This window comes from Staphylococcus sp. HMSC036D05, from assembly GCF_001836225.1.
Classification (GTDB): domain Bacteria; phylum Bacillota; class Bacilli; order Staphylococcales; family Staphylococcaceae; genus Staphylococcus; species Staphylococcus caprae.
In genome coordinates this window covers 18,338-33,873 of record NZ_KV827775.1, presented here as the reverse complement: position 1 = coordinate 33,873, position 15,536 = coordinate 18,338, and the positions used below count along the sequence as shown (strand labels likewise).

Genomic DNA, 15,536 nt, shown 5'->3' with positions numbered 1-15,536 from the left:
AAATAAAAGTTGTATACTATGGTTGAAAAATAGAGTATTGGAGGGTTGGTTGTGCATAAAATAGATTTATCAGAAAATAAATTTCAACTTCAGCGATTTATTTTATTGCAAATTGTTTTAGGATTATTTGTCGTATTATTCACTTATAAATGGGCATATAAAGTCACGCACGTGATTGAACAAAATTTAGTAATGAATCTGCTATATGGCTTTATTGGATTTATTGTTCTATTGATTGTTCACGAATTGATTCATCGTGTATTATTTATCGTGTTTTCAAAAGGTGAAAAGCCTATATTGAAATATAAGAAAAGTACTATTATCGTACAATTCTCTAATACTTGTTTTAATAGATGGCAATTTACAACGATTCTATTAGCACCACTTGTAATTATCAGTGTAGCATTACTCACTTTGATACAACTCTATTCCTATTCTTCATTAATCTTTATGTTTAGTATACATACTAGTTACTGCATGATTGATGTATTTTTAGTCGCACTTGCGCTTACAAGTAAATTTAAATATATTCAAAAATATGATGAAGGTTTATATTTATATCAAAATAAACCAACCCAAGCCAATCACGAATAATCAATAGGCCACTTATCCATTGAAGCGGATAAGTGGTTTTTAGTTTTCGAAAATAATGGAATGATAATCATAGTTAAAATACGAAATATAGAAATATTCGTTTTATATAATTACTTCGTATTGGATGGCCGCGCTTTCCTAGGGGACAACTTCAGCCTGTAGCCTTCAGTTTGTTCTGTTCCCTCAGGAGTCTTGTCATCCATACTTCATTTGTTAAGAATGAAAGATTTCGCTTTAACTTATTCGTTTTTTTAAAATTAAAGCTGGGTTAAGGTATTTAAAGTGTGCACAATACATGTAAATTATCTATTTAAAGCGTATAATAATATAAAGCTATTTTGAGAATCGGAGAAAGTGAGGTGAGACAATGGCAGAAAGAAGGATTATTCATATTGATATGGATTATTTTTTCGCACAAGTTGAAATGCGAGATAATCCCAAATTAAAAGGTAAACCGGTCATAGTTGGAGGTAAAGCAAGTAATCGTGGTGTCGTATCAACGGCATCTTATGAAGCAAGAAAATACGGTGTACATTCCGCAATGCCAATGTCTCAAGCTCACAAACTTTGTCCTAATGGATACTATGTCACAAGTCGCTTTGGTGCTTATAGAGAAGCTTCTCAACAAATTATGGAAATATTCCGTAGTTATACAGAAATTGTAGAACCCATGTCACTTGATGAAGCTTACTTAGATATTACGCATCTAGTAAGACCCGATATGCCAGCTTCAAGAATTGCTAATTATATTCGACGTGATATATATGAACAAACGCAACTTACAGCATCTGCTGGGGTTTCATATAATAAATTTTTAGCTAAATTAGCAAGTGGTATGAATAAGCCTAATGGCATGACGGTGATTGATTATCAGAATGTGCATGAGATTCTAATGCATTTAGATATTGGAGATTTTCCTGGCGTGGGTAAGGCTTCAAAGAAAGTGATGCATGATAATGGAATCTTTACAGGACAAGATTTATATAATAAAGATGAGTTTGAACTCATACGCTTATTTGGGAAAAGGGGACGAGGTTTATATAACAAAGCGCGGGGCATTGACAATAATGAAGTTAAAGCGACACGCGTACGGAAATCCGTAGGTACCGAGCGTACATTTTCTACTGATGTGAATGATGATGATGAAATCTTGAGAAAGGTCTGGGAGCTATCTGGAAAGACAGCAGAAAGACTCAATAAATTGCAGAAATCTGGTAAAACTGTAACTGTTAAAATTAAAACATTTCAATATGAAACACTCTCAAAACAAACAAGTTTAAGAGATTCAGTGCAATCTGAAACAGATATTTATAACATTGCTTATTCACTTTATAATGATTTAAAAGACCCTGATGTTCCAATTCGTCTTATCGGCGTAACTGTCGGCAATTTAGAACAATCGAGTTATCGAAACATGACAATATATGATTTTATATAAAAAATAAGGCTGATTATCACTTGTATATAGTGGTGAATCAGCCTTTATCTTTAAGATTCTTCCCATAAATATTGAGCATACTTGGAAGATCATCATAATGTTTAAGCAATCTAAATGTAATCATAGCACAAGCTTTTGCATCATTTAGTGCATCGTGGTGACCATGAAAATCTAATTTATAATGATTCATCAGGTGTTTCAAACCATAACGATATGCGTCAATCGTGCGTTTAGCAAGTTGATACGAACAAAAATAAGTCATCGAGGGCGTTTCTATATTAAGTTGCTTTAAACTTTGGTGTAAGACATTCATATCAAAAGCTGCGTTATGGGCAACAACTGGTAATTGATCGATAAATTGTAACATGTACGGATAGACATATTCGAAACTTGGAGCACCTTCAACATTCTCTGGCTTAATACCATGAACGTTAATATTTGTTTCAGTAAAATAATCAAAAGGATTCACAAGCGTGTAGAATGATTCGGTTAATTGATTATCAATGACCTTTACCATTCCAACAGAACAAATACTCGTGCGTTTTCCATTTGCTGTTTCAAAGTCTAACGCTACAAATGCATTATGATTCATTGCAACATTCCTTTCAATATAACCATTTAATACTTTGTGATTAAACGTTTTAATTATATATTTTATAACACTTCTTACAACCTGCATAGTAAAAACAATTGCACATTCACATCATCAATTCATTTTCATCACAGAAAGGGAACTCCATAACAACGCACTATAAAATTAAAAAATAAACTGTCAACGAAGCGTATCACTTCATTAACAGTTTAGTTAAATCACTCTCTCATAAAAATACGAGTATTAAATTAAAATTACTCTTCGTCAAAAGAACGTGCAGCTAATTCTTTTTCATATAAGTAAAGTGTATTGCAATCATCGCCAATACGAGTTAGATAATCAATGTGTGTTTCAAAAGTTGATTCTTCTTCAACTTGTTCATCTAAGAACCAATTTAAGAATGAAATTGTAGCATAGTCTTTATCTTTGTGTGCAAGTTCAGATAAGTTATAGAAACGTTTAGTTACATCTCTTTCTTGATCTAAACCATCTTTAAAAGTTTCTAAAATAGATGAGAATTCTACTTTAGGCGCTTTTAATGTATCGAATACTGCATGTTCGCCACGGTCGTTGATATAGTCGTAGATTTTTTTACCGTGATAACGTTCTTCTTTAGCTTGTTCAATATAGAAATTTGCAAATCCTTCATAAGACTCTTTATCGCAATAAGCAGCCATTGCCATATAAGCATGCGCAGCGAAATATTCGTGGTTCATTTGTTCATTTAATGCTTTGAGTAGATCTTTACTTAACATCTTTTTTCACCTCATATAAAAATTTAATTAATTAATAACACTTATGAGTATAACAGACCTTTTCTCAATAGTAAATAATAATTATTCTAATCTAGAGATAACCATTCTCAATTACAGATGATAATTGTTCTAATCTGCAAATAGATAGCCCCATAAGAATTGAGAATCTTTTTTGTTATACCCTTTACATGTTATAATTATGCGAGTGGAATTAAGAGGAGGAAACGCATGAGACAATGGACTGCAACCCACATGGCTAAGTTGGCTCGTAAGGCAAGTATCGCTGTTGGTAAAAAGGGAACGGACTTACCTGGGCAAATTGCACGTCGTGTGGATCAAAATATATTAAGAAAATTGTCTGAACAAGTAGATGATATTGTGTTTATCAGTGGGACAAATGGAAAGACAACAACATCTAACTTAATCGGACATACTTTAAAAGCAAATCAAATTAAGATTATTCATAATAACGAAGGCGCAAACATGGCTGCTGGGATTACATCTGCCTTCATTATGCAAATTTCTAAAGAAACTAAAATCGCTATCATAGAAATCGATGAAGGTTCAATTCCGCGTGTGTTAAAAGAAGTGACACCGTCAATGATGGTGTTTACGAACTTCTTCAGAGATCAGATGGATAGATTTGGTGAAATAGATATTATGGTTAACAATATTGCGAAATCAATTAGTAATAAAGGAATTAAATTATTGTTAAATGCCGATGATCCATTTGTTAGTCGTTTGAAAATCGCAAGTGATTCACTTGTATATTATGGTATGAAAGCACATGCACACGAATTCGAACAAAGTACGATGAATGAAAGTAAATATTGCCCTAATTGTGGTCGTCTATTGCAATATGATTATATACATTACAATCAAATCGGCCATTATCATTGTCAATGTGGTTTCAAACGTGAAGACCCTACATATGAAGTATCATCTTTTGAAGTTTCACCGTTTTTAAATATGACAATTAATAATCATTTATTTAATATGAAGATTGCTGGAGACTTTAATGCATATAATGCAATCGCTGCGTATACTGTATTACGTGAATTAGGTCTTAGTGATGAATCAATTGAAAAAGGTTTTGAAACGTACACTTCAGATAATGGACGGATGCAGTATTTTTCTAAAGATAATAAAGAAGCGATGATTAATTTAGCTAAGAATCCGGCTGGTATGAATGCAAGTTTATCCGTTGGAGAACAGCTAGAGGGCAAGAAAGTCTATGTGATTAGTTTGAATGACAATGCTGCAGATGGCCGTGATACTTCATGGATCTATGATGCTGACTTTGAAAAGTTAAGCAATCAAGATATTGAAGCAATTATAGTGACAGGTACGCGTGCCGAAGAACTTCAATTGCGTTTAAAGCTAGCTGAAGTCAATGTACCTATTATCGTTGAAAAGGACATTTATAAAGCAACTGCTCAAACAATGAACTATACATCGTTTACGGTGGCTATACCAAACTATACATCTCTAGCACCTATGTTAGAGCAACTCAATCGCTCATTTGAAGGAGGGCAGTCGTAAATGAATGAATTAACGGTTTACCACTTTATGTCAGATAAATTAAATTTATATAGTGATATTGGTAATATTATAGCGTTAAGACAACGCGCTAAAAAAAGAAATATTAAACTTAACGTCAAAGAAATTAATGAAACTGAAGGCGTAACATTCGACGATTGCGATATCTTCTTCATTGGCGGAGGTAGTGACAGAGAACAAGCACTTGCTACTAAAGAATTAAGTAAGATTAAAACGTCTCTTAAAGAAGCGATTGAAGATGGGATGCCAGGACTCACGATATGTGGAGGATACCAATTCTTGGGTACTAAATATATTACGCCAGATGGTACTGAGCTTGAAGGTTTAGGTGTGCTAGATTTTTACACTGAATCTCAAACGGATCGTTTAACAGGTGATATTGTCATTGAGAGTGACACTTTCGGAACGATTGTAGGCTTTGAGAATCACGGTGGAAGAACATATCATAACTTTGGTACATTAGGACATGTGACACATGGTTATGGTAATAATGACACTGACCGTGAAGAAGGTATCCATTATAAAAACTTGTTAGGCTCCTATTTACATGGTCCTATTTTACCTAAGAACCATGAAATGACAGATTATCTCCTTGAAAAAGCATGCGAACGTAAAGGTATCCCTTTTGAACCTAAGGAATTAGATAACACCGAAGAAGAAGTAGCTAAAAGCGTCCTCATCGAACGAGCAAAAGGAAACAAACACTAATGTGTAAATAAAGTGAAAATTGAATATTTTTATAGAGAGTTAGGTTGAATGACCAATTGTGGTTTTCAATTTAACTCTTTTTTTATGAGACACTTAGGATGCTTAGATGTCCTAAAAATTTTATATTTAGACAGTAAAGTGCTAAAACGCTTAATATAAGAAATATAATTAATTATAAATTAATCGATTGATATACTGAACTCGTAAGGGAGAATTTTAAATTTATACAACTAAAATAGGAGTGAGAAAATGAAAGGTTTAAAATTGATGGGTCTGACACTCGCTGCATCAACGATTGCTTTTTCACTTTCGCAAGTTGCACACGCTGAACAAATGGTTAAAGGGGAAAATAACGAAACACATTATGGCGTTCACATGAACGAAGCTGAAGGCGGTTATACACATAAAGGTAACGCTGGACAAAACGCTTCATATCTTGCAGATTCAGATTTTGTTAACGCATTAGATAGTGGACAGTTGAATTTTAACGGCTACTCTATCGATCAAGATAACGACGACAATGTAGAATACAAAAAAGTTTATGACCAAGAAGTTAGAGCAACAAGCGACGATACTGCTGTGAGTATTCGCTTTAAAGTAACAGATCAATCAGTCACTTTAGATCAGATGAAAGATGCTTATCCTAGTGATAAATTAAATCATATCCCACACACAAGTTCGAATGCAGATCAACCTGATGACGGTACATACGTATATCACGGTGATCAAATCAAATTACAATTCAAAGTTGAAGACGGTTATGTAACTTCAGTTACAATCGGTCAAGGCGAAACAGAATAAATTTTACTAGTAAATCATAAAATAATACCTCAGAAAGACGTATAATGATTCAGTCTTTCTGAGGTATTTGTATGTTCAGAGCTTTTCATTGTTAATCATGCTATTTCATTTTGCCCCCCAAAAAAACTCTTTTTAATATCTTTTTATTTGGCATAGCGTGAATCTAAAATTTTATAAATCAGTAGCATTTCATATATGAGATGACTTTTCATTTGATTTTGATCAAATTCCTCTAAGCGCTTCACAGATGTCTTCAAAGTTGAAGCTGATTTCTTCTGCCGTTTAAAGCTGCCATTACTAATAATTTCATTGATACTATTGCTAATGTTAATGATTGCCATTTTTTCATTAGGTGTAAAAGCAACGTGCGTGTTCTTAGGTAAATAGATGATATTTGATAAATGTGAAATAAATAAACGATTATTATATGCACGATTTGTTATTTTATTTAGCAACTTCCAGTCATCTTCTTTATTTTTATGATAATGGAGTTCATCTCTTTGATAGCTTGTTAATGTTTCAATTTTTTGAGCGATAATATTTAATTTAGTGAGTTGTTTATTACTTTTTTCAGAGCTGAACTTACCTAGTAATAACTCTTGGCAACGAGCGTAAAATAATTCGTACATCTTTTTCTCTGAAAGTGACAATTGGTCTTCAAGTTGATGATAATACTTGGGAGGTAAGATGATAAAGTTAACTAAGCCAGCCGTCACAAGTCCTATCAGGGCAGTTAATAATCTAGAAAAGAAATTGAAATAGTATGCTTCATGGATACCTGGAATCATTGCGACTGATGTAAGTACAGCAACATTTGTCCCTACTTGTAAATTGAGCTTAGTGCAAACTAAAATTGTAAATGTTGCAGCTAGCGCATAACTTAGAGGGGATTGATCTCCAAAAATATATGTAAAGATTACCGCAAATAACGCACCTATAACCGTTGCAGGAAGACGTTTATATCCTTTTTTGATGGAAGCCTTAGCAGTAGGTTCAATGGTTACAATCGCAGTTAATATTGCGAATATCGGGGTGAGGTTAAGCAACATACAAAACACCGTTGTTAGGAAAGTTGCAAGACCAGTTTTAATTGTCCTAGCCCCAATAATATGTTTATACCATTTTACGTTCATACTTATATGACCCCTTTGCAGTAAAAGGGAATTCGAAAAGCTAATACTTTATACAAATTCTCTTTCTCTTAAAAATAATTTTACAATGTAACGTGATATATGATTCATGTTTAGTATATCAAAAAAAATTTGCTATAATAAGATGTAATAAAATTTATAAAGGAACGGGATAAAATGATTGTTAAAACTGATGAAGAATTACAAGCGTTAAAAGAAATAGGATACATTTGTGCTAAAGTCAGAGACACAATGCGAGAAGCAACAAAACCTGGTGTCACAACTCGAGAGTTAGACAATATCGCCAAAGAATTATTCGAAGAACATGGTGCAATCTCTGCGCCAATCCACGATGAGAACTTTCCAGGTCAAACATGTATTAGTGTGAACGAAGAGGTAGCACACGGCATTCCTGGTAAACGTATGATTCGTGAAGGCGATTTAGTAAATATTGATGTGTCAGCGTTAAAAAATGGCTACTATGCCGATACAGGCATCTCATTTGTCGTTGGTGAATCAGATAATCCTATGAAACAAAAAGTGTGTGATGTAGCAACGATGGCATTTGAAAATGCAATGACTAAAGTGAAACCTGGTGCGAAATTAAGCAACATTGGTAAAGCTGTGCATGCTACTGCACGTCAAAATGACTTAACTGTCATTAAAAATTTAACTGGACATGGTGTGGGACAATCATTACATGAATCACCAAAACATGTCATGAATTATTATGATCCTAAGGATAAAACATTATTAAAAGAAGGTCTTGTTATCGCTGTAGAACCTTTTATTTCATCACGTGCTACATATGTGACTGAAGGTAAAAACGAATGGGCTTTTGAAACAAAAGATAAAAGTTTTGTGGCTCAAATAGAACACACAGTCATTGTTACAAAAGATGGTCCAGTATTAACAACTAAAATTGATGACTAATCGTTGCGTCATTTTCAGATTTAATGAAGTTACTAAAATAATCATATGAAATCCTCGTCGGACTAAAGTATGAACTCAATATGGTTCCGGAGCCTATTACGTTAGGTTTCGGAATTGTTTTATAATAAAGCTTAATCAGTGACGAGGTGGTACTATGAATTATATGGATTTATACATACAACATTTTCTAAAATCAACAATTAAAGATAGTATCAATGAATACAGAATGATACTCGATAAAAAATTAAAAAGTATTGAGAGTTATATTAATTATTTAAGTGAAAAAAGAACGCAACTCAAGAAGTTAATTGACAGCTTAACACTCTCATTAGAAAATAAATATATCGACATCGTAAATAATCATGACATTTATTGTGCTGAGGAAATTCATGATACAGAAATTGAAAGTATTAAAACAAAACTTGATGATATAGAAGCGTATTATGCGAGAATAGAAGCGGATATTCATCAACAATCTAAAGAAAAAATTACTACAGAAAATGAATGTAACTTAATTTATCATATGAGTGCTGTAGCATAGAAAGGTGGCGAAACATGACGCATAAATATATATCAACTGAGATGTTGATAATTTTTACAGCTTTAATGATTATCGCTAATTTTTATTATATATTCTTTGAAAAAATTGGCTTTCTTCTCGTCTTATTATTAGGATGCGTGCTCGTGTATGTGGGGTATGTATTCTTTCATAAAGTAAGAGGTTTACTGTCATTCTGGATAGGTGCGTTACTTATCGCCTTTACTTTATTATCAAATAAGTACACGATTATCATTCTTTTTATATTCTTAGTTGTACTCATTATCCGCTATTTAATTTATAAATTTAAACCTTTAAAGGTAGTTGCAACAGATGAAGAAGTGACATCACCTATTTTTATTAAACAAAAATGGTTCGGTGAACAACGTACACCCGTATATGTGTATAAATGGGAAGATGTGCAAATTCAACATGGGATTGGCGATATCCATATTGATATGACCAAAGCGGCTAATATTAAAGAAACTAATACAATTGTTGTTCGTCACATCTTAGGTAAAGTACAAGTGGTTGTGCCGTTAAATTACAACATTAATTTACATACAGCTGCTTTTTACGGAACGGCATATGTAAATGACAAATCATATAAAATTGAGAATAATCATATTCAAGTTGAGGAAAAAACTAAAGATGACAACTATACAGTCAATGTTTACGTTTCAACATTTATTGGAGACGTTGAGGTGATTTATAAATGAATCACTACTTAAGAGCAATTGGATCGATGCTAATACTTGTCTATAGTATGCTCACTGCTTTTTTATTCATTGACAAAGTTTTTGTTAATATTATTTATTTTCAAGGGATGTTTTACACCCAAATATTTGGAATTCCCGTATTTTTATTCTTAAATATATTAATTATCTTGTTATGCATCATTGTAGGGTCTGTGTTAGCGTATAAAATCAATCAACAAAATGATTGGATTAAATCTCAAATTGAAAGATCGATTGAAGGGGAAACAGTTGGTATTAACGATCAAAATTTAGAGTTATATAGTGAGACTTTAGATATTTATCATACATTGGTACCCTTAAATCAAGAATTGCATCGATTGAGAATGAAAACGCAAAACATGACAAATGAAAACTATAATCTAAATGATGTGAAAGTGAAAAAAATTATAGAAGATGAACGCCAGCGCTTGGCTAGAGAATTACATGATTCGGTAAGTCAGCAATTATTTGCCGCAAGTATGATGCTTTCAGCGATTAAAGAATCTAAATTAGAACCGCCTTTAGACCAACAAATTCCTGTTCTAGAGAAAATGGTTCAAGATTCACAGCTTGAAATGAGAGCGTTACTTCTACACTTAAGACCTATAGGATTAAAAGATAAGTCTCTAGGTGAAGGAATCAAAGATTTAGTCATTGATCTTCAAAAGAAAGTGCCTATGAAAGTGGTTCATGAAATTCAAGATTTCAAAGTACCTAAAGGTATTGAAGATCATTTGTTTAGAATTACTCAAGAAGCGATTTCCAATACATTAAGACATTCAAATGGTTCGAAAGTAACGGTAGAATTATTCAATAAAGAAGATTATTTACTGTTAAGAGTTCAAGATAATGGTAAAGGTTTCAATGTAGATGAAAAATTTGAACAAAGTTATGGTTTAAAAAATATGAGAGAACGCGCATTAGAGATTGGTGCCACATTCCATATCGTATCGTTACCAGATTCAGGTACACGTATAGAAGTCAAAGCACCATTGAACAAGGAGGATGAATCAAATGGCGATTAAAGTATTATTTGTGGATGATCACGAAATGGTTAGAATAGGTATTTCTAGTTATCTTTCTACACAAGAAGATATTGAGGTAGTAGGTGAGGGTGCTTCAGGAAAAGAAGCCATTGAGAAAGCACACGAATTAAAGCCAGATTTAATTTTAATGGACCTACTGATGGACGATATGGATGGTGTAGAAGCCACAACCGAAATAAAAAAGGATTTACCTCATATTAAAGTCGTGATGTTAACAAGCTTTATTGAAGATAAAGAAGTTTATCGTGCGTTAGATGCCGGCGTGGATAGTTATATTTTAAAAACAACAAGCGCAAGTGATATTGCTGAAGCAGTACGTAAAACATATCAAGGTGAATCAGTGTTTGAACCTGAAGTACTTGTGAAAATGAGAAATCGAATGAAAAAACGTGCGGAATTATATGAAATGTTAACAGAACGTGAAATGGAAATCTTATTATTAATCGCAAAAGGGTATTCAAACCAAGAAATTGCGAGTGCATCTCATATTACAATTAAAACTGTTAAAACGCATGTGAGTAATATTCTAAGTAAATTAGAAGTACAAGATAGAACACAAGCTGTTATCTATGCTTTCCAACACAATCTTATACAATAAAATAACAAAAATGAAAGGCGAAAGTCACGGTGAAAACGTGTCCTTCGCCTTTTTTAGTGGTTTATTTTTGATTTTTATCATCGTTGTCATGATTGTTTTTAAATTTATCAACGATTTTATCTTTAAGTGTTTCCTGATCTTCAGGTTTCTCATTATCAGCATTTTGATCTATATTATAATTTTCATCTTTATTCTCTGGTGTGTCATTGTTGTATTCATAAGTTGTGTCTTCATTATAATGATTTTGATTGTTGTCATCATGGAGTAACGCAGCTTCTTCAGGTGTATGACCTTTGATGACTTTTCTTTGGTGAATAATTGCATTAATTTCTGCACCAATGATGATAATGAAACTTGTAATGTACAACCATAAGAATAAGATAATGATGCCGGCTAAACTTCCGTATGTTTTGTTGTAATTACCAAAGTTTGAGATATACCAACCAAATAAGAATGAACCAACTAACCAAATAATAGATGTAAATAAAGCACCAGGAAGTACTGAACGTAATTTTGTTTTAACATTTGGTGCAACAGAATATAATACTGTGAATAGAAGAATAATGATAATCAGAGGTAATACGATTCTCACTACATCAAAGATCCACTCTACTTGTTTATCTAAACCTAAAGGTCCAAATAAGAATTTGCTAATCACAGGTCCTAATGTAATCAACACAATTGCCACTACAAATACGATGCCTAAAACGAGTGTATAAATGACACTTAGAATCTTAAGCACAATGCCATTTCTTGCATCTTCTACGTCATAAGCGACATTAAATGAATTGATAATGGCAGACATACCATTAGACGCAGACCAAATGGCTAAGATTAAACCAATGGATAGAACGCCACCATTGGCACTATCTGAAATACTACTAAATATCTTAGTAACAACATCAGCAGTACTTTGATCAGGTATATATTGACTGACCTTGTGGTTGATTTGGTCAGTGTTAATAGTTATAAATTGTCCTAATAAAGTAAGTAAGAAGATGAGCATAGGGAACATTGCGAGCACGAAATGATAAGTCATTTGAGCCGCTAGACCGGATGCATCGTCTTTACCGATTCTATAAATTAAGTATTTTAGGAAATTAGAATCTTTCGTGTACTTTGCTGGCTTGTTTAAACGAGATAGAAAGAATACTTGGTCCTTTTTCTTAGGTGACTTTGACTTGAACTCTTGAGGTTCAATGTATGTACGATCGACTTTAATTTGTTTGTCTTTATCGTCATTCTTTTTGTGTTGACGTTCTTCTTGTTCCTTAGCTGAATTAAGGAATTTTGAAGTCGTTTTTTCTTGTTTTGACATGACAATCTCCTTTGCTTTGTATAATCGAAAAATGTATGACTGTTATATTCCCAAGTTAAGTTAGAATTAAAACAATAAATGGCAAATTATGTCATTTATTTTAATAATCACCTTAAAGTTTTAAGTAAATTAATATTTCATTCAATATTTTGTCTTAAATTGATAGGAAAGGCAAATGCTATAAAGTGAATTTTAAATAGAATATCTTTCAAATCAATTTAATGTATGAAATATATGAAGACAATTAGGTTTAAATATATAGTCACTCATGATGAGTCAATATAAAAAGACGCCCATAAAGCGAGATATACAATCTCTAACAATAAAGGCGTCTTGTTATAAAGTATAGCTAAGTCGTGCTTATTCTATCGATTATTTACCTAAACGTTGGTTTTTACGATTAACGAATGTATCCTTAGCATCTTTAATAGAACGTTCTAATTCTGGATTGTTACGACGAATTTCTTCAATCGTATCTTTCCAATACATTACTTCATCTTTAATGCTATTAAATTTAGAAGGTTTACGTGAACGATTGCCTTCTTTAGCGTCTTTAAATGATTGTTTTAAAGCGTTACGTGTAGATTTATCGGCTAAAGTAGCAGCGCCGCCGATAATTGCACCAATTAGAATACCAGGAACTAATTTATTTTCCATAGTGATTACCCCTCTTTCAAATTTGCATCTTTTACGATGTAATCAATTAAATTATCACATGATGATTGTACCATTTCAAATACACCTTCAAAATTGTTTGTGTAATACGGATCTGGTACATCACTTTCTTCCATGTTACTAAATTCTAGCAATTTGAACAATTGTCCGTGTAGATTTGGATTGATTTGGCGAATATTATCCACGTTACTTTGATCCATTGCTATAATATAGTCAAAATCATCATTTGGTTCAAAAAGTTCACTAATCATATGATCGAAGGGGATATTGTGTTCTTTCAATATCGCTTGGGTACCTTCGTGAGGTGGTTCGCCTAAATTCCAACGTCCTGTACCTCGTGAGTGAACTGTAATACCTGAAATGCCTCTGTCTTGCAGCCTTTGTCTCATGATAGCTTCAGCCATTGGAGAACGACATATATTACCGAGACATACAAATGCTACGTCTACCATAATTATTCCTCCAAACTATGTAACTATATCCCCATTTTATAGAGTATTTAAACAATAAGAAAGTACTTAACCTCAAATTCTATTAAAGTTTAATAAAGTATGGTAATTTGATAGAATATTGAATTAAAGAGGTGAATCCCATGTCATTATCAAATGAAGAAATGATTGCAGAAATCAGAAAGAAATTAAATATAGTCAATCAAGGGTTACTGAATCCAGATAAATTCAAATCTTCAAATCACGAAGAAATCACTGAAATATATGAATTTGTAATGTCTAAAGATTCGTTTTCTCCGAGTGAGGTCACTGCGATTGCAGACCATTTAGGACAACTTAGACAAGATTAGGGGGACTACAGTATGGCTAATTATCAAGAAAAGTTACAACAATATGCGGAACTACTTGTTAAAGTAGGCATGAATGTTCAAGAGAATCAACCTGTATTTATTCGCTCTTCAGTTGAAGCCTTAGAATTAACGCACTTAATAGTTGAAGAAGCTTATAAAGCAGGTGCATCAGATGTTCGAGTAAAATATGCTGATGCGCGTTTGAAACGTCTTAAATTCGAACATGAATCTGTTGAGCACTTTGAAAATAATGAATTAAAGCAATATGATATTGATGAACGTTTAGATTATGTTAAACGTGGTGCAGCTAATTTAGCATTAATTGCTGAAGATCCAGATTTACTTAATGGTATTGATGTGAATAAATTAAAAGCATATCAAGCTCAGTATTCAAAAGGCTTTAAACCATATATGGAAGCGAGTCAAAAGAATCAGTTCCCATGGGTAGTTGCAGCATTCCCAACAAGAGATTGGGCACGCCGTGTTTATCCAGACTTGGATGAAGAAGAGGCATATGAAAAATTCATAGATGAAGTATTCGATATTGTGCGAGTGGATGGCAATAATCCTATCGAAAACTGGAATGCCCATGTAAAATCTTTAAGTGTTCATGCCAAAAGACTTCAAGAAAAGAATTATAAGGCTCTTCACTATATCTCTGAAGGTACAGACCTAACAGTTGGTTTACCTAAAGGACACTTATGGGAAGATGCAACAAGTTATGTCAATGGAGATGGACAACCGTTTATTGCCAATATTCCTACAGAGGAAGTGTTTACTGCGCCTGATAGAAATAATGTGAATGGTTATGTCACAAACAAATTACCTCTAAGTTATAATGGTAATATTATCGACGGATTCACATTAACATTCAAAGATGGTGAAATCGTTGAAGTTAAAGCTGAAAAAGGCGAAGAAGTTCTTAAAGATTTAATTAACACAGACGAAGGCTCAAGAAGATTAGGCGAAGTCGCTTTAGTACCTGATGATTCGCCAATTTCAAATCGTCGTACTATTTTTTACAATACACTATTCGATGAAAATGCTTCTTGCCATCTCGCTATCGGTTCTGCATATGGTTTCAATGTTAAAGGTGGTACCGAAATGACGACAGAAGAAAAAATTGCAAGTGGATTAAATGATTCGAACGTCCATGAAGACTTTATGATTGGTAGTTCTGATTTAACGATTTATGGCATTTTACAAGATGGTACGAAAGAGTTAGTCTTCGAGAATGGTAATTGGGCCTAGTAATGCAGTACGCACATTACTTTTCAAAATTAAAAAGGTATAATAATAATTAATGAATTTAGC

Annotated in this window: 18 protein-coding genes; 12 read left to right on the top strand and 6 right to left on the bottom strand. The window is 32.9% G+C overall.

Going from position 1 to position 15,536, the window contains the following annotated elements; genetic code table 11:
- Positions 1-51: 51 nt before the first annotated feature.
- Both HMPREF2580_RS03595 and dinB read left to right on the top strand, forming a co-directional pair.
- The gene (locus HMPREF2580_RS03595; protein ID WP_002445455.1) at positions 52-594 is read left to right on the top strand and encodes a DUF3267 domain-containing protein; all 543 of its coding nucleotides are present in this window, start codon (positions 52-54) and stop codon (positions 592-594) included.
- A 367-nt stretch (positions 595-961) separates the two neighbouring features.
- Positions 962-2,032 (top strand): DNA polymerase IV, encoded by a 1,071-nt coding sequence (gene dinB, locus HMPREF2580_RS03590; RefSeq protein WP_070830447.1) that lies wholly within the window; start codon positions 962-964, stop codon positions 2,030-2,032.
- Positions 2,033-2,069: 37 nt separating this feature from the next.
- Here dinB and HMPREF2580_RS03585 read toward each other — a convergent pair whose 3' ends face one another.
- Together HMPREF2580_RS03585 and ftnA are read right to left on the bottom strand one after the other, a co-directional pair.
- Positions 2,070-2,624 carry a 3'-5' exonuclease gene (locus HMPREF2580_RS03585; protein WP_070830444.1) on the bottom strand — a complete coding sequence of 185 codons (555 nt, stop codon included), beginning with the start codon at positions 2,622-2,624 and terminating at the stop codon, positions 2,070-2,072.
- A 254-nt stretch (positions 2,625-2,878) separates the two neighbouring features.
- The gene (ftnA, locus tag HMPREF2580_RS03580) at positions 2,879-3,379 is read right to left on the bottom strand and encodes an H-type ferritin FtnA (protein ID WP_002445463.1); all 501 of its coding nucleotides are present in this window, start codon (positions 3,377-3,379) and stop codon (positions 2,879-2,881) included.
- 228 nt (positions 3,380-3,607) lie between these two features.
- Between ftnA and HMPREF2580_RS03575 the strand changes: the two genes are divergently transcribed.
- From HMPREF2580_RS03575 to HMPREF2580_RS03565, 3 genes are all read left to right on the top strand, one after another.
- A complete protein-coding gene (locus tag HMPREF2580_RS03575; protein ID WP_002445465.1) occupies positions 3,608-4,921 on the top strand; it encodes a lipid II isoglutaminyl synthase subunit MurT in 1,314 nt (437 codons plus the stop codon).
- The gene (locus HMPREF2580_RS03570) at positions 4,922-5,647 is read left to right on the top strand and encodes a lipid II isoglutaminyl synthase subunit GatD (protein WP_070830442.1); all 726 of its coding nucleotides are present in this window, start codon (positions 4,922-4,924) and stop codon (positions 5,645-5,647) included.
- 249 nt (positions 5,648-5,896) lie between these two features.
- Positions 5,897-6,448 (top strand): immunodominant staphylococcal antigen IsaB family protein, encoded by a 552-nt coding sequence (locus HMPREF2580_RS03565; protein WP_002445468.1) that lies wholly within the window; start codon positions 5,897-5,899, stop codon positions 6,446-6,448.
- Between the two features lie 143 nt (positions 6,449-6,591).
- Here HMPREF2580_RS03565 and HMPREF2580_RS03560 read toward each other — a convergent pair whose 3' ends face one another.
- Positions 6,592-7,581 (bottom strand): FUSC family protein, encoded by a 990-nt coding sequence (locus HMPREF2580_RS03560; RefSeq protein ID WP_002445470.1) that lies wholly within the window; start codon positions 7,579-7,581, stop codon positions 6,592-6,594.
- Between the two features lie 174 nt (positions 7,582-7,755).
- Here HMPREF2580_RS03560 and map point away from each other — a divergent pair, with 174 nt between their 5' ends.
- From map to vraR, 5 genes are all read left to right on the top strand, one after another.
- Positions 7,756-8,511 (top strand): type I methionyl aminopeptidase, encoded by a 756-nt coding sequence (map, locus tag HMPREF2580_RS03555; RefSeq protein ID WP_002445472.1) that lies wholly within the window; start codon positions 7,756-7,758, stop codon positions 8,509-8,511.
- 154 nt (positions 8,512-8,665) lie between these two features.
- Positions 8,666-9,052: a hypothetical protein gene (locus HMPREF2580_RS03550; protein WP_070830440.1), complete on the top strand. Its 387-nt coding sequence runs from the start codon at positions 8,666-8,668 to the stop codon at positions 9,050-9,052.
- Between the two features lie 14 nt (positions 9,053-9,066).
- The gene (gene liaF / locus HMPREF2580_RS03545; RefSeq protein WP_002445474.1) at positions 9,067-9,768 is read left to right on the top strand and encodes a cell wall-active antibiotics response protein VraT; all 702 of its coding nucleotides are present in this window, start codon (positions 9,067-9,069) and stop codon (positions 9,766-9,768) included.
- A complete protein-coding gene (locus HMPREF2580_RS03540; RefSeq protein WP_002445475.1) occupies positions 9,765-10,811 on the top strand; it encodes a sensor histidine kinase VraS in 1,047 nt (348 codons plus the stop codon). Before liaF ends, HMPREF2580_RS03540 begins: the two co-directional genes overlap by 4 nt.
- On the top strand, positions 10,801-11,430 hold the full coding sequence (gene vraR, locus HMPREF2580_RS03535; RefSeq protein WP_037541848.1) for a response regulator transcription factor VraR: 630 nt from the start codon (positions 10,801-10,803) through the stop codon (positions 11,428-11,430). The genes HMPREF2580_RS03540 and vraR overlap by 11 nt, the downstream gene beginning before the upstream one ends.
- Before the next feature lie 61 nt (positions 11,431-11,491).
- Here the strand turns inward: vraR and HMPREF2580_RS03530 are convergent, their stop codons facing one another.
- The 3 genes from HMPREF2580_RS03530 to HMPREF2580_RS03520 all read right to left on the bottom strand — a co-directional run bounded on the left by HMPREF2580_RS03530 (position 11,492) and on the right by HMPREF2580_RS03520 (position 13,875).
- Complete coding sequence (locus HMPREF2580_RS03530; RefSeq protein WP_070830438.1) at positions 11,492-12,748, bottom strand: YihY/virulence factor BrkB family protein; 1,257 nt, start codon at positions 12,746-12,748, stop codon at positions 11,492-11,494.
- Between the two features lie 372 nt (positions 12,749-13,120).
- Positions 13,121-13,405: a hypothetical protein gene (locus HMPREF2580_RS03525; RefSeq protein ID WP_002445480.1), complete on the bottom strand. Its 285-nt coding sequence runs from the start codon at positions 13,403-13,405 to the stop codon at positions 13,121-13,123.
- 5 nt (positions 13,406-13,410) lie between these two features.
- Positions 13,411-13,875: a low molecular weight protein-tyrosine-phosphatase gene (locus tag HMPREF2580_RS03520; protein WP_002445482.1), complete on the bottom strand. Its 465-nt coding sequence runs from the start codon at positions 13,873-13,875 to the stop codon at positions 13,411-13,413.
- 140 nt (positions 13,876-14,015) lie between these two features.
- Here HMPREF2580_RS03520 and HMPREF2580_RS03515 point away from each other — a divergent pair, with 140 nt between their 5' ends.
- A complete protein-coding gene (locus HMPREF2580_RS03515) occupies positions 14,016-14,222 on the top strand; it encodes a DUF1128 domain-containing protein (RefSeq protein WP_002445484.1) in 207 nt (68 codons plus the stop codon).
- Positions 14,223-14,234: 12 nt separating this feature from the next.
- The gene (locus HMPREF2580_RS03510; RefSeq protein ID WP_070830436.1) at positions 14,235-15,473 is read left to right on the top strand and encodes an aminopeptidase; all 1,239 of its coding nucleotides are present in this window, start codon (positions 14,235-14,237) and stop codon (positions 15,471-15,473) included.
- Positions 15,474-15,536 lie beyond the last annotated feature (63 nt).

Coding starts and splice junctions, on each gene's coding strand:
- dinB (WP_070830447.1), top strand. CDS start 962: ATGGCAGAAAGAAGGATTATTCATATTGATATGGATTATTTTTTCGCA.
- HMPREF2580_RS03585 (WP_070830444.1), bottom strand. CDS start 2,624: ATGAATCATAATGCATTTGTAGCGTTAGACTTTGAAACAGCAAATGGA.
- ftnA (WP_002445463.1), bottom strand. CDS start 3,379: ATGTTAAGTAAAGATCTACTCAAAGCATTAAATGAACAAATGAACCAC.
- HMPREF2580_RS03575 (WP_002445465.1), top strand. CDS start 3,608: ATGAGACAATGGACTGCAACCCACATGGCTAAGTTGGCTCGTAAGGCA.
- HMPREF2580_RS03570 (WP_070830442.1), top strand. CDS start 4,922: ATGAATGAATTAACGGTTTACCACTTTATGTCAGATAAATTAAATTTA.
- HMPREF2580_RS03565 (WP_002445468.1), top strand. CDS start 5,897: ATGAAAGGTTTAAAATTGATGGGTCTGACACTCGCTGCATCAACGATT.
- HMPREF2580_RS03560 (WP_002445470.1), bottom strand. CDS start 7,581: ATGAACGTAAAATGGTATAAACATATTATTGGGGCTAGGACAATTAAA.
- map (WP_002445472.1), top strand. CDS start 7,756: ATGATTGTTAAAACTGATGAAGAATTACAAGCGTTAAAAGAAATAGGA.
- HMPREF2580_RS03550 (WP_070830440.1), top strand. CDS start 8,666: ATGAATTATATGGATTTATACATACAACATTTTCTAAAATCAACAATT.
- liaF (WP_002445474.1), top strand. CDS start 9,067: ATGACGCATAAATATATATCAACTGAGATGTTGATAATTTTTACAGCT.
- HMPREF2580_RS03540 (WP_002445475.1), top strand. CDS start 9,765: ATGAATCACTACTTAAGAGCAATTGGATCGATGCTAATACTTGTCTAT.
- vraR (WP_037541848.1), top strand. CDS start 10,801: ATGGCGATTAAAGTATTATTTGTGGATGATCACGAAATGGTTAGAATA.
- HMPREF2580_RS03530 (WP_070830438.1), bottom strand. CDS start 12,748: ATGTCAAAACAAGAAAAAACGACTTCAAAATTCCTTAATTCAGCTAAG.
- HMPREF2580_RS03525 (WP_002445480.1), bottom strand. CDS start 13,405: ATGGAAAATAAATTAGTTCCTGGTATTCTAATTGGTGCAATTATCGGC.
- HMPREF2580_RS03520 (WP_002445482.1), bottom strand. CDS start 13,875: ATGGTAGACGTAGCATTTGTATGTCTCGGTAATATATGTCGTTCTCCA.
- HMPREF2580_RS03515 (WP_002445484.1), top strand. CDS start 14,016: ATGTCATTATCAAATGAAGAAATGATTGCAGAAATCAGAAAGAAATTA.
- HMPREF2580_RS03510 (WP_070830436.1), top strand. CDS start 14,235: ATGGCTAATTATCAAGAAAAGTTACAACAATATGCGGAACTACTTGTT.